Source organism: Candidatus Avoscillospira sp. LCP25S3_F1 (genome assembly GCF_052117125.1).
In the GTDB taxonomy this organism is placed as follows: Bacteria; Bacillota; Clostridia; order Oscillospirales; family Oscillospiraceae; genus Avoscillospira_A.
Window position 1 is genome coordinate 35,903 of the sequence record NZ_JBQKJT010000017.1, and the last position, 13,468, is coordinate 49,370.

Here is a 13,468-nt window from a genome sequence, read left to right on the forward strand (position 1 = left end):
CCACCTCACTTAATATCTTTCCTGCGGAACAGCATACTGCCCACAAGCAATGTCACAGCAGTAAATACAACACTCAAAGAAATCGCACGGACAGGATACTCAATGGCAACATCACTCAGCAGAAGTGCCTGTCCAGTAGGAAGTAATTCCAAAGCCACTTCACATACAGTGCGAGTCGCACCGGACAGATACAACGGATTCGGTGTCGGTTCCATTTCCACAAACTGATTACCTACAATCGTCATTCCCGTGTGCATCTCTGGCTCACTCAGTCGGTCATATAAAGCGGAAGCAGCCATTACAAGAATGATAAATACCGCAAATGTGTAGATGATGGTCATTGCCTTATTGGAAGAAAGACTGCCTATCACGGTATAGAGAGCCGCAAAAGAGACAGCAAAGCCAACTGCTACAAAAATGCAGCCAATAAATTTAGATACCTCCATCTCTAATGGCCCAATCAATCCAAAAAGTAGCCCACTGCTCAGTAGCCACACCACAGTTAGAACGATTGACGCAAATGCACAGGAAATAAAATTAGATAAGAATATCTCATCTCGCTTATGTCCGATACATAATTTGTTGCGAATGGTTCCTTCGGAAAACTCAGTCCCCAAGAACATACTAATCAGTAAGGCAAGAAATGCTCCGATGAGCGGTGCCTGATTGAAATAGTATTCGTCCAGACTCACGGCATAACCACTGGCCGCCATTGTCTCAAAAGAACCAACGCTATTGAATACATTTCCAAGAGATAGAATCACGACGATTCCCAGAACGCACCATGAAAACCGATCTTTACTGAAACGATGAAAGTTTGCTGTAATCAACTTACGCATTGCTGCCACCTCCCACAAGGGAGATATAGTAGCTCTCCAGACTTTCGTCCTTTTCCTGCATGGAAAGCACTTCGCAGTTTTCTTTTGCCAGTGCAACGGTCAGTTGGGTTACGTTGATTTTTGCGAATACATCGGCGGTTGTTGCGGAAATGATCTTATATTCCAGATTCATGGAATCCAGAACACGAGCCAGAGCTGCGGTGTCGGTCACTTCCATGCGGACGCATTTGCGGCAGGCTGCGTCCAACTCCTCTGCGCTCAATTCCTTTACCATGCGGCCGTTGTCGATGATACCGTAATGAGTAGCCAGACGGGAAAGCTCATCCAGAATGTGACTGGAAATCAGAACAGTGATCTGTCTTTCACGGTTCAGCTTCAAAATCAACTCACGCATTTCCACGATGCCCTGCGGATCAAGACCGTTTACAGGTTCGTCCAGAACAAGGAAGTCAGGATCACCGGTCAATGCGATGGCGATACCCAGACGCTGCTTCATGCCCAGGGAAAAGTTCTTTGCTTTTTTCTTTCCGGTGTTCTCCAAGCCCACCAGCTTCAGAAGTTCAGGAATACCCTCATAGGACGGCAGACCGAGAATCAGATACTGCTGCTTCAGATTTTCTTCCGCAGTCATATCCATGTAGATGGACGGTGTTTCCACCACGGCACCCATGCGGCGACGGGATTTGATAATATCCTTGCTGTCATTGCGGATGCCATACAGCGTGAAATCGCCAGAAGTCGGCTCCTGCAATCCGCAGATCAGTCGGATCAGGGTTGTCTTACCAGCGCCGTTCTTTCCCACGAAGCCATAGATAGAGCCTTTGGGAACGTTCATGGTAAGACCGTTCAGAGCCTGAAAGTTTTTATACTTTTTTGTCAGGCTGTTTGTTTGCAAAATATAGTTCATAGTGTGTTACCTCCTTTGATGACCCAAGTTTACAAAACAAAAGTCAAGAAAGTGGTCAAGAAAAACGTCAAGATTTCGTCAAGATTTTTGATCAGTCATTATATACATACGCAGAATTTCAGCCAAAGGTTCATTTCAACCTCTATCAATCAAAAAGCGTTCCAGATAAAGCAAAAAGCAAATACGCAGCCCCAAGCGTTACCTGTTTTCTTTTTTACTATTAACATTCCGTATATTGCAATGAATGTGGTAATTATTTCTACAATTCCCCAAAAAGAAGTGCTAAATGGGTGAAATAGTATACATACGATTGCGCAAATAGCAGCTCCATAATCTAACCATTGATTTGTGGTAGGATACCTCTTATTGATTTTGTCGCAAATAACAACATAATTAAATCCTTCAAAAAATCCCCATACAAGAACGATAAGAGCCATTCCTAATATTGAAAATGGAATACCGCTTGCAATTACATCATCTGTGATTAAAATACTGAAAGGCTGATAACCATTAAATTGACCTGATAAAAAAATATAACAGGTCGACGGAACAAAACATATAATCGTCCAGATGATTGTTTTGAAAAGATTTTTTCGTGTCAACCCAAAATACGTGAAGTTTTCTTTACGAAAAATGCAAACGATTGTAATTCCCAATCCAGCTATGCCAAATTGTACTCCTGCATTAAGTAACAATCTTGGAATAACTGAAATGCTGCTGTTTGCAACGAAACTCATTAGTTGTTTCCCTGTTACAGTGTAAAATAGGAAAACTCCCAATGTTACCAAAATTATAATCCAAAGATCTGTGTCTAATCTTTTTTGCTCATCCGTAAGCTTCTGTTTTGCCATATTCATTCTTTCTCCTTTTCGATGTCCTGTTTTTGACATTTGTTTTTATATGCTTCGTCCTCATTGGGATTATTAGGCATGATACAATAAGAAAAAACAGTTTTGGTCAAGGTTATGGATCTGACAGCTTGAAACCAATTCCCCAGACCGTTTCGATATAATCCACTCCGTTGACATCTTGCAGTTTCTTACGAAGATTGCTGATGTGCTGTTTCAGGGAACGCTCGGTACAATCCGGTGTATCCAGACTGATACGGTCAAGCAGAACACTTTTGGCTATGACCTGTTTCGGATTCTCCATCAGCAGCTTCAAAATGGCATATTCTGTTCGGGTCAGCTTCACAGCCTGTCCCTGTACCGTCAGAGAAAGGGAAACCATATCCAAAACCAGATTGCCAACGGAAAGGAATTTGGTTTCACCATGTTGTTCTGCCTTGCGGAGCTGAACGGTGATACGGGCAAGAAGCTCCTTTGTATCAAAAGGCTTGGTCATGTAATCCGCTGCACCACTGAGCAGAAGATTTACCTTGTCTTGCACATCTACTTTTGCGCTGAGAACGATAACGGGAATATTCTCAATGTGCGGCAGAACTTCCTCACCAGACAGTCCCGGCAGCATCAGATCCAGCAGTACCAAGTCGGGCTTTTTTTGTGAAAGAAGATATAGTGCTTCTGTTCCGGAATATGCACGGAGAACAGCATAACCCTCCTGTGTCAGCACTTCGGTCAGCATATCTCCAATATGAATATCATCATCTATGATTGCGATTGTTTTCATTATGGGTCTCCTTGTATGATAAATTGCAGTCAGGGAAACTCCCATCTGCTTATAATAATACTTACTAATTATACTGTGAAACCTAACCTGCTTCAAGGCTGTAATTGTGAACATCGGAAAGAGAAAAGGCTCCCACCATATAAAGTGGAAGCCTTGTACATATATTCAATTCAAATACGCAGGTTAAGATATCCGGTTACTCAACATCGTTATAGACTTCAATGCCCAGGATTTTAATTATCGTTCCTTCAAGGTAATCATCTTCGGAGGTGGCTTCTGGGTCTATTCTACGCACATCCTCAACTTGATACAGAATGGCATTATACACAACTGTACCGCCATCTTTTAGCCGCATAGGAATAGGTATCAAAAGAATAATTACCAACAGGATACAAAGACCAATGTAGATTATTGATTTTTTGTTTTAGAAATGTTATTATAATAATGGTAGTTTATCGTATTTTGTAATTATATTTCTCGAAAGGTATTGATGATATGAAAAATAAAAACACAATAATTATCACTGAAGAAATGATAAATTCGGACCCATACGGTTATACATATAAAGAAATTTGTGATTGCGTTGGAGAAAAAAAAGCTCGATCGCTTATGCATGCCCTTTATAAGGAAAAGCCCCAAAAGAAATATCAAACAATGAGCATTAATGATATTTATAATGGCGGTGACACAAGAAAATACTCTTTCAAATTAAAGGATGGTTACTGCGTTGAAACTGTTTGCATAAAGAGAAAAACAGGTGTAACTGTATGTGTTAGTACAATGGTAGGATGTCCTGTCGGTTGTATTTTTTGTGCATCTGGAAGTAATGGATTTATAAGAAATTTAACTCCTTCCGAAATTGTGCAACAAGTAACATTACTGAAGGAAAAAGTCAACAGAATTGTATATATGGGAATGGGTGAACCATTTTTTAATTATGATAATGTAATTAAGTCAATTCATATACTAAGAGATAGAAATGGGCTTAATTTCCCCACAGATGGAATTAATATTTCGACAGTAGGTCCTTTAGAACAATTAAAAAAAATAAGAGAAGAACATCTGAAGATACAACTCACCCTCTCTCTTCATGCAACAAATCAAAGAACAAGAGATATAATTATACCTCACATGAAAGGTTATGACATAAATAAGATTGTTGAATCTGTTTTATCATATTCGGAAAGACATAACAGAAAAGTAACAATTGCTTATTTATTGATTCCTGGTCTAAATGATAAAGCAACTGATGTACGTCAATTAGGAAGATGGTTTCGTGAGAAAAATGTTTTGATAAATCTTTTGCAATATAATGATACCGCAAATTGCAATATTAACAGGCCAAACAAACAACAATTAGTTGCATTTAAATTGCGACTTGAAGCGGCTGGTTTAGAAGTAAAAATGAGAGAATCACGAGGTAATAACATCAAAGCTGCCTGCGGTCAGTTGGTTAGTAACACAAACGAGAAGAATAAGCAACACAATTCAATGGGGAAGGATTTAGGTTTTCACAATCGTTCAAAAAGCAAGAAAGAGAATCCTAAAAGCAAGCACAAAAATACATTTTCTAAAATTAATTACAAAACAAAACACTAAATTAACCGTATTTTGTTTGTGATGCATAGGCGATCTGTTTTTTTGTCTATCAACAATTAGAGTTACAAGGAATCTATTATGGAATATAAATGTTTATCCGATTTTTTGTTTAATCTCTGTCCGAGATAAGTATTGGTGAATAAAAATATTCCTATAGGTAGGATAATTATCGACAAAGAAATTTTCTCTGGAGTGGGAAAAGCAGACCAAAGTATGCTATAATGCAATAAAATAGTTATACAAACTTGAATTTGAGGAGGTGATAAGATGACAGCATATATGAGATTAAGATAATACCGCGAGTTGTGTTGCGGTACATCCGTATTACATAACTCGCTTTCGGGCAAGAATGTAATAATGGAGGATGTCATGAATAAAATTATTAGATTTAATGACAGCGAAAAGCTTTTTCGTTGTCCAATATGTAAACGAAAGTTAAAGATGGTAGGCAATAGTTTGCTGTGTAGTAATAAGCATTGTTTCGATATTTCTAAATTAGGATATGTGAATTTTGCATTAAATCAAAAGCAATCTAAGCATTATAGCAGAACTTCTTTTGAAAGCAGAATGGATATTTTAGAAAAGGGATACTATTCACATATTCTTACGGAGATAACACATATATTGAGCAAGCTTGAAAACATAACAACTATTCTTGATGTCGGATGTGGTGAAGGATATTATTCTAGAAAAATCAAAGAACTATTTCAAGCAGATATAGTTGCTTTTGATATTTCAAAAGATGCCATTTCCCTTGCTTCAAAAAGAGACGGTAGTAAGTCTATAAAGTGGTTTGTGGGTGATTTGGAAAATATGCCAATTAGAGACCACTCAGTAGACTGTATACTGGACATATTTACACCAGCTAATTATTTGGAGTTCAATAGAGTTCTGACGGATAGCGGCTATATTGTAAAGGTTATTCCTGGGAATAAACATCTGATGGAGTTCAGAAACATTGCAAAAGAACATTTGAAAAATCAAGAGTATTCCAATGAGAATGTGATTAACTTATTCAAGAAGCAGTATTCTGTTATTTACCAAAAAAGAGTTTCAGAATCATATGAAATGCCGTTAGAGGATATTAAAATTTTTGCAGACATGACCCCACTGCTCTTCCATGTAGATAAAACTGAGATTGATTTCAAAAAGCTAAAAACTTTGACGATTGATGCAGAGATATTTGTGGGAAGTCTATAACGCTTGAAACTTTCAGTTTGACGGAGCAACAAATTCCAATTTGTTGAACTGAATAGCACATACTGACCGATAGGAACAAGGATGAAATATACCTTGTTCCTTTTCGTTTACCCAGGGCATTCATAGAAAATGAATAAACAGGTCAGTTATGCATACCAACACTTATCTCGGACAGAGACTTTGTTTAAAGGAGAAAATAAAAATATTAATATAAGTGTGAGCAAAAATAGTCCAGTTAATGCCTCCTTAAGTTTGGATGGATACAAACATTCAATGGTTCAAATAATAGCATTAACTATTGCACTCAAAATGAAGACTGTTATTGTTAATCCACCTATAGTAAGTGATACATATGTTTTTATCGCAATAATAAATGAACTAGGTGGTACTGCAAAAATATATAACAAACGTTTGTTTATTGACGCAAGTACCATATGTAATGCCAACATTCCTTTCTTTTTAGGAAAGTGTATTCATGGTTCTATGTATTTGTGCCCGGCGCTATTAATTGCATTAGGAAAATTTGAATATTATGGTTCTGGAGGTTGTCAAATTGGTGATTCGATAGATTCACATAATAGACCATTTTCTCATATTGCTTCAGTGATTGAATGTTTTAATCACAAAATAAGTATAGAATCTAATAGAATAATAGGTAATTTTGGTGACAATAGCGATATAACCGAGTTAGATATAAAAAATTTTTCATACTCTAGCGAAGATTTGAGTGGACCGCTTGTAGGAGGGGCCACTAAAACGGCATTACTTTTATCTGTTAACAAACAAAAATTTATCATAAAAAATCCATATTTAAAAACGGATGTCTATGATATGATTGATTTTTTGCGCTTAATAGGTAAAAAAATTGACATCTCTGATAATTCTATTGTCTGCAGTGGAAATGTTATGGCTTCTTCCAATCAGTATATTGAATTTAATCTAACTCAATGCATAAGTGAAATTATAACATATTCCACGTTAGCTTTAATAAATAATACAAATTTGACATTTTTAGATTTAAACAAGAAAACAATTTCGCTAACTTTAAAACCTGAGATAGATATTCTATTGGCAATGGGAGTATCTATAAAATGGGAAAGAAACAATTTACATATACAAAAAAAGGGCGATATCAAAGGCTTAAACATTGAAGTAACCCCTACAACCATCCAAAGTGATCATCAACCTTTTTTTGTTCTGCTTTCTTTATATGGTTCAACTGATTGCTACATCATTGTAATAACTCCGTTTTTCCTGGTGCAAAAAACTTACCAGAGAATCAAGCAATTTTTGAATATTACGATTTAATGCTTCAAAGTATCTCTTCGTACTCTTTTCAAGCCATGGCCCACTTAGATTTTCCTCGAAGGTATTTTGATAGTTGGGAAATTCCTGAAAAAACAATTAATTCAATCCTTGAGCTAATGATAAAGAAAGAGATTTTATTAGAGATTAATACCTCTTCAATTTCTAATGACTGTACAGAACCATTGCCATCATATAATATTATAAAAAAATATATTGAGTTAGGCGGAAAAAAAGTTGTGTTAGGGTCAGATGCACATAATTGTTCGTTTTTAGGCAATGGATACGATTGTATTAGAAAAAACCTGCCTCTAGAATTAGAAATCGGGTATTTTAAAAACCGTGAATTTGTTGGGATAAATTCAAACACTTTTGAATAGAAAATTGTTTGTAATTTTATTTTAGATTTTGGTGAGTTATAACTGAATATAAAATCAATTCTGATGGAACTCTTACCTTAACAGTTGCCATGTTGTCAACAGATCTGAAGACGGACTGTCTATTTGCGCATGAAGTTACTGTACGTCCATTAGAGAATGGGAGGTTCCAATATGTAGGAAACAAAGTAACTTACCAGACGGAATATGGTTTGCCTTTCTGTGAGCCACGAATAACGTGGAACGAACGCTGATAATCCTATCCTGGAAATAATCTAAAAATTGACAAAAATAAAGCTGGCAGTTTTGAAACTGCCAGCTTTATTCTATCTTCTACTATAAGCACTACTGTGTTTCACGATTCGCAGGTGTTCTTAATGTAATCGCATACACAGTTTCCGCTTTTTCATCGATTATGCTTCCGTCGTAATATACAACAATTTCGTCGCCACTCGATAAATCCAAATAACTGTCCTTAAGTTCCACATCTAACGATACTTGGATATTTGGATGGTCAGAATATATTGCATCATCGTCATTGACATTGACCAGAACATATTCATCCGTTACTACCTCAACTGTTCCAACGAATGATGGTTCATTCCCTATGACGTAATTCATACTTTTTGAACAACCTGCTAATGAAATCATCAGTAACACCATTACAAGCATGCTAAAAAATTTTTTCATCACTCCTCACCTCCTTTTTTCATAATTCCTTATCTCTAAGCAGTAAAATATTCGGTCGGTCAAGCCACCCAATACTGTGTTGCGGAAATCCAAGTAGAACCAGAATTGCAAAGATAGAATTTAAGTGTCGTATCATTCCAACCATCTACAACTCTCATATAACTACCGCCAGAATTATATGCTCGATAACCTACACAAATCACCCAATGCCAATCAACAATAGCATTTGCTAATAGGATACCACAAGGACGATCATTTCCGATTGCAGTCTGAATACCAGAGAAACTACCAACAGAACTAGTCTTTAACGTATAACCACGATCAGTGAAATATTCTTTTGCTTCATCGGCAATAGTCATAACCGGACCATTGCCAACAATCTTGTGAACAGCAACAAATGTATCATAGACAGAAGAATTGATTTTCAGATTTGAATAACCGCAATTTGCAAAGTACAATGCAAAATTTGTAACCGCAGTGGCACCACAGTGGTTTTTTGCAATCGAACTAAATTCACCTGTGGTTGCCCAATCTGTGGATGCTGCATTTGCAACCATATCCCAATCATATGTACCGGGGGGCATATCTCCCCAATCAATAAAACCGTAATCACCATCGCTACACACACTGGCATCAGACTGAACAAATTGTCTAAGCTGTGCCAATTGAGCAACGGCGGCATAATTGGCTTCTTCCAAAACAGGATAATAGTCATACAAGTCAGAACTTGCATTAACAGTTCTGGCTTTTACATTGGCAGAGTAAACCTCTGTGGGGTTATTATAAATAATATGTGGGTTGCTTTCAACTTTCAAAATGTCATCAATAAGCTGATTTACACCCTCACCAAACTCAATCACGGATGGATTTTCGATGTTGTTGTTTACAACAGCATAGCCTGTCGGCTCGAAAGACACGTAATAGGCAACGATCTCACCAAATGCATTGTAAAGCGGAAGCACATCATTCTCAGTTGCGCCCGATACAAGAATATCATTTGCAATGTCAGGAGCATTCAACATGGAACTGGCAATGAGTAATGCATCAATTTCTTCAATGGAATTGTCAATCAGCGACACTTCATCGTTTGCATCAATTTCTGCCGCAAACGCAGAAACGCTCATGGAGAAAGCCATAATTACGGCGAGCATCAAGCAAATAATCTTTTTCATAACGTGTTCTCCTTTCATTCATATGGTGTGGAATATCTATGAACCCATATTAACAAAACATTGGAACCCTCTCCTTATTTATGGTTTAACTATAATAACGATTGAGGGTACTAATTTTGGACAGAGGGAAACAATTATTTTAAGAAACTTTTGAAGTTCACAAATTGGCAAGCAGTGTAAACCTGTACAGGTTCACTCATTTTCTCGATTTTCCCTTCGGTGCAATCTTCGCAAATTTGCTTGTTGGGGAAGCATCCCCAATCCCCTTTGAACATCATCTGCCGATGATGGCTACACGATTTTCAATCGTTTCTCAAAGAACAGTAGAATAAAAATTTGCCCATGGTTGAAAGCACCGAAATCGAAAAGCAAAAAAGCAGCCACGATCCGCACCCTTTGGGGAGTGCAGACCGTGGCTTTTTGCTTTAACGGAAGTTCTTCTTTTCCTCTTTCTCTTTCTCTTTTTCCTGCTCTTTCTGCCTGTCGATATTCAAAATCGTTTCAACCGTCCGTTTGGCAATCAGCAGTTCTTCTTTCTCTTTTCTGATCTGACGGTACTCAGCGTAGTCCTGCTTTTTCTGGACTGCCAGCTGATGAAACTCCTCATACAATGATTGCATGGACGGGAGCTTTGTAATCTGCAATTCATCAAAGGCTTGCTTCGCCGCTTTATGAATTGTGATTTCCTGACGGTGTTCTTCAAAGAATTTTTTGCTATATCCAGACTTGCGGTACTCGATATAAATTTGCCTTGTGTTGCGATAATTTTTGATGTGCTGCTGCAACGCCTGAACCTCAACCATACGTTTCTCTGCGACCTTGATAGAATCAGAAAGCGCATCGAACCGGGCAGACAGATTTTCAATATGAGCAGTCAGATCGTCGTAGTTGCCCAAGCCTTTTTCTTTCAGTAGGATTACCGTTCGGGCAGCTTCTTTTCGGTTGAACTTCTTCGCCCACTTTTCATAACCGACCGTCTTGCCCTCGGCCATCTTTGCCTGAATATCAATCAGCATCTGGAACTGCTTCGGGGCAGGAGCCTTGGCAGAGCCGCCTTTTGATTTGTGCAGGTTCTTGCCGGAGATAACCGCTTGAATTTCCTCTTTGCTATATCCTTCGCCCAGGGAACGCAGCCGAATGAAACGCTTCTGATTCTCGCCCTTGAACGCAGGCTGCTTTCCATCCTTGAACTCAAATCCCATGTCAGCCAGAGCCTGAACAAAGCCATCAAAGCTCTTTGGTTTCTGCTTCAGCACCGCATCAATCGCATCACATAATTCGTCACGCTGGGTACGCTTCTTGGGATAAACAGTTCTTTTCTGGCGCTCCCGATACGGCTTCGGTGTAATAATGGACAGCCCGTGTTCCAGGCAAACCATATCACTGAGTCTTTGCACCGCCAGACCGGAAAGAAAGAAGTTTTTGAATTTCCGTGTGGCATCCAGCGAGGTCGAATTATAAATGATATGATTGTGAATGTGGGATTTGTCGATGTGGGTCGCAACGATGAAAGCGTGTTTTCCCTTTGTCCATCGCATCGCTGTTTCATAGCCGACTTGGTTCGCTTCTTCCGGGGTGATTTCTCCCGGCTTAAAGGACTGGCGTATCTGGTATGCGATGATATTGTTCTTCTGCTGTCTGCCGGTAATATGCTGATACTGCCGTTTGGAAAGCAGAAATTCCTCATCTGCTGTCTTTGGATCACACTCATAGGAACTGATAAATTCGCCATCATTGGTTTTTGCGGCATTTTGTGAGTAGTCGGTTCTGTCTGCCAAACATTGAGCGACCGTCTTTCCCTTATTCACATGGAGTGCAATCAATCTTGTCGCTGCCATTCCCATCACTTCCTTCCCAAAAAGAAAAAGCCACCGGTCGGTGACTTTTCTCTGATATTATCTTATGACCTGATAAATGCTCCCAGACTTTCTCCAATATTCTCGACTTTCATAACAGCCCAGACGAGCAAGAACACCGCTGCTATTGTCGCAATTCCAAGAACCACAAGAATAAGCAGGGACTGCCACAAAGCCTTTACAATGCAGTAAATCGCAGATCCGCCAATGACCAAGAGCAATAAACCAATTACATAGGACACAACATTTGTAAGCAGATTTCCAAGAATGCAAATCACTTTTACAACGAACAGCACCGGCAGTGCCAATATCTTCAATACCAGCTTCATAGGCTCAACCCCTTTCTTTTAATTATATTGTACAAGGGTAAGGTCGCAGAACACCAACTGGGTCAATTTGTCAGCCTGACCGTCCTGCCAGATACGCAGGATATTTCCCACGCAGGCATTGAGCTTGCTGTCAGGGTCATCGGGTAGGGACAGCCATCACATTCCGACTTGGGTTTCGGCGGCAAAGAGATTAAGTAGTAGCAATTATTTCTACCCAGACGGCAGCCCTTTCTGCCATTCGTCCAGAAGTAGCAGTAATGACAGTCGCTCGGCTTGTCTGCGGTATAAACAGGCTTGCTCAAATAAAACACCTCCAATCTCTTGTATTTGCCCATGGGTTTGGGCATAAAAAAAGAGCGCCTATCCATCCCCAATGCGGGGCAAATAGACGCTCTATGTACATAACGATATTTAATTTTATCTGCTATAACTGCATGGTATTCAAAACATCCGCCTTTTTTGATTAGCTGGATTTTTGGCACGATTTTGGGGCTGATTAGCAGGAAGGGCATTTTCATTAGCAAGAACAGCCCGTTTTCTGCTAAAAATTAGCTGGCGATTTTGTCTTATAACAACCGTTCGATTCTGGAGGGGTTGTCAAAAATCAAATTTTGGAGTAGAATTTTATCTCATACAGTGAAAGAGCTTTTTCGTAGCTTTTTATATAAGAAAAGCCGAAAACCCTTGAAAACAAAGGCTTTCGGCGTTGTTCACTGGCGTCCATAAGAGGATTTGAACCTCCGACCCCACGCTTAGGAGGCGTGTGCTCTATCCAGCTGAGCTATATGGACGTGTCTGATATATGATTATAGCCCGATCAAAGTCGAACTGCAATCCCTTATTTAGTTTTTTTTGAGGTGGCCGTTGTAACGCAACCTTAGGAGGCGACCGCTCTATCCAACTGAGCTACGGGGGCGTATACAGAAAATATTCACTTTTACAGGGCTCCAGGATTCGAACGATTCGATTTTTAGGAGGCGACCGCTCTATCCAACTGAGCTACGGGGGCTTATACAGAAAAGTTGTGGCATATCCCCTCCTCTGCTGCATATACTGAACAAGTATGCTGCAAAAGGAGGTTTCGCTATGATCTGGTTTAACACCACTCCCCTTCCCAATGATAGCAACGATCAGGGGGATGTGGATGCTTTGATTTTTTCCAACGAAGAATATTATGTCAGTGATCGCTAAGATCACTGATTTTTTATAGCAGATAAAAGAAATCCCGGCTGTTTATACAGCCGGGATTTTGGCGGAGTAGGAGGGATTCGAACCCTCGAGCCGCTCAACACGGCTACACGATTTCCAGTCGTGCTCGTTATGACCACTTCGATACTACTCCAGGTCATTTGACAAGTTTTTGTTTTATTTTCTTGCCGCTGTCTCAGTCAGCTCCTATATATTACACTTCTTTCCGAGAAAAGTCAAGCATTTTTTAAAAATTTTTTCGACTTCGCAGATTGTAATATTAAATGCGAAAGAACAACCACTATGTCAAATGACTAGGGCTTGCTCAATCGCATTTATTTTTTTCTGCAAAGGAGGCGACATTTAATGGCTAATTC

General features: G+C 39.1%; 13 protein-coding genes and 2 tRNA genes. 5 read left to right on the plus strand and 10 right to left on the minus strand.

What is annotated here, in order from left to right; all coding sequences use genetic code 11:
* Window positions 1-5: 5 nt before the first annotated feature.
* The 4 genes from ACTQ33_RS13740 to ACTQ33_RS13755 form a co-directional block, all read right to left on the minus strand.
* Complete coding sequence (locus ACTQ33_RS13740) at window positions 6-839, minus strand: ABC transporter permease (RefSeq protein WP_171332345.1); 834 nt, start codon at window positions 837-839, stop codon at window positions 6-8.
* Complete coding sequence (locus ACTQ33_RS13745; RefSeq protein WP_171332346.1) at window positions 832-1,746, minus strand: ATP-binding cassette domain-containing protein; 915 nt, start codon at window positions 1,744-1,746, stop codon at window positions 832-834. Before ACTQ33_RS13745 ends, ACTQ33_RS13740 begins: the two co-directional genes overlap by 8 nt.
* Window positions 1,747-1,895: 149 nt before the next feature.
* The gene (locus ACTQ33_RS13750; RefSeq protein WP_171332347.1) at window positions 1,896-2,597 is read right to left on the minus strand and encodes a hypothetical protein; all 702 of its coding nucleotides are present in this window, start codon (window positions 2,595-2,597) and stop codon (window positions 1,896-1,898) included.
* Window positions 2,598-2,709: 112 nt separating this feature from the next.
* A complete protein-coding gene (locus ACTQ33_RS13755; RefSeq protein ID WP_441050113.1) occupies window positions 2,710-3,375 on the minus strand; it encodes a response regulator transcription factor in 666 nt (221 codons plus the stop codon).
* A 495-nt stretch (window positions 3,376-3,870) separates the two neighbouring features.
* Between ACTQ33_RS13755 and ACTQ33_RS13760 the strand changes: the two genes are divergently transcribed.
* From ACTQ33_RS13760 to ACTQ33_RS13780, 5 genes are all read left to right on the plus strand, one after another.
* Window positions 3,871-4,974 (plus strand): 23S rRNA (adenine(2503)-C(2))-methyltransferase RlmN, encoded by a 1,104-nt coding sequence (locus tag ACTQ33_RS13760; protein WP_118408992.1) that lies wholly within the window; start codon window positions 3,871-3,873, stop codon window positions 4,972-4,974.
* 369 nt (window positions 4,975-5,343) lie between these two features.
* On the plus strand, window positions 5,344-6,174 hold the full coding sequence (locus tag ACTQ33_RS13765) for a methyltransferase domain-containing protein (RefSeq protein WP_083655179.1): 831 nt from the start codon (window positions 5,344-5,346) through the stop codon (window positions 6,172-6,174).
* Window positions 6,175-6,303: 129 nt separating this feature from the next.
* Window positions 6,304-7,482 carry a hypothetical protein gene (locus ACTQ33_RS13770; protein ID WP_171332418.1) on the plus strand — a complete coding sequence of 393 codons (1,179 nt, stop codon included), beginning with the start codon at window positions 6,304-6,306 and terminating at the stop codon, window positions 7,480-7,482.
* Window positions 7,482-7,859 (plus strand): hypothetical protein, encoded by a 378-nt coding sequence (locus tag ACTQ33_RS13775; protein WP_209345886.1) that lies wholly within the window; start codon window positions 7,482-7,484, stop codon window positions 7,857-7,859. The genes ACTQ33_RS13770 and ACTQ33_RS13775 overlap by 1 nt, the downstream gene beginning before the upstream one ends.
* Window positions 7,860-7,897: 38 nt before the next feature.
* Window positions 7,898-8,110 carry a DUF6070 family protein gene (locus ACTQ33_RS13780; protein ID WP_221400448.1) on the plus strand — a complete coding sequence of 71 codons (213 nt, stop codon included), beginning with the start codon at window positions 7,898-7,900 and terminating at the stop codon, window positions 8,108-8,110.
* A 91-nt stretch (window positions 8,111-8,201) separates the two neighbouring features.
* On the opposite strand, the gene ACTQ33_RS13785 is transcribed toward ACTQ33_RS13780, so the two are convergent.
* From ACTQ33_RS13785 to ACTQ33_RS13810, 6 genes are all read right to left on the minus strand, one after another.
* Window positions 8,202-8,546, minus strand: a complete 345-nt coding sequence (locus ACTQ33_RS13785) for a hypothetical protein (protein ID WP_171332420.1) — start codon at window positions 8,544-8,546, stop codon at window positions 8,202-8,204.
* A 59-nt stretch (window positions 8,547-8,605) separates the two neighbouring features.
* Window positions 8,606-9,718 (minus strand): hypothetical protein, encoded by a 1,113-nt coding sequence (locus tag ACTQ33_RS13790; protein ID WP_441465157.1) that lies wholly within the window; start codon window positions 9,716-9,718, stop codon window positions 8,606-8,608.
* Between the two features lie 425 nt (window positions 9,719-10,143).
* Window positions 10,144-11,556: a relaxase/mobilization nuclease domain-containing protein gene (locus ACTQ33_RS13795; protein WP_002578945.1), complete on the minus strand. Its 1,413-nt coding sequence runs from the start codon at window positions 11,554-11,556 to the stop codon at window positions 10,144-10,146.
* Window positions 11,557-11,618: 62 nt separating this feature from the next.
* The gene (locus ACTQ33_RS13800) at window positions 11,619-11,903 is read right to left on the minus strand and encodes a hypothetical protein (RefSeq protein ID WP_002578946.1); all 285 of its coding nucleotides are present in this window, start codon (window positions 11,901-11,903) and stop codon (window positions 11,619-11,621) included.
* A gap of 714 nt (window positions 11,904-12,617) precedes the next feature.
* Window positions 12,618-12,694 (minus strand) — tRNA-Arg (locus tag ACTQ33_RS13805).
* Window positions 12,695-13,153: 459 nt separating this feature from the next.
* Window positions 13,154-13,245 (minus strand) — tRNA-Ser (locus ACTQ33_RS13810).
* Window positions 13,246-13,468: the final 223 nt, after the last annotated feature.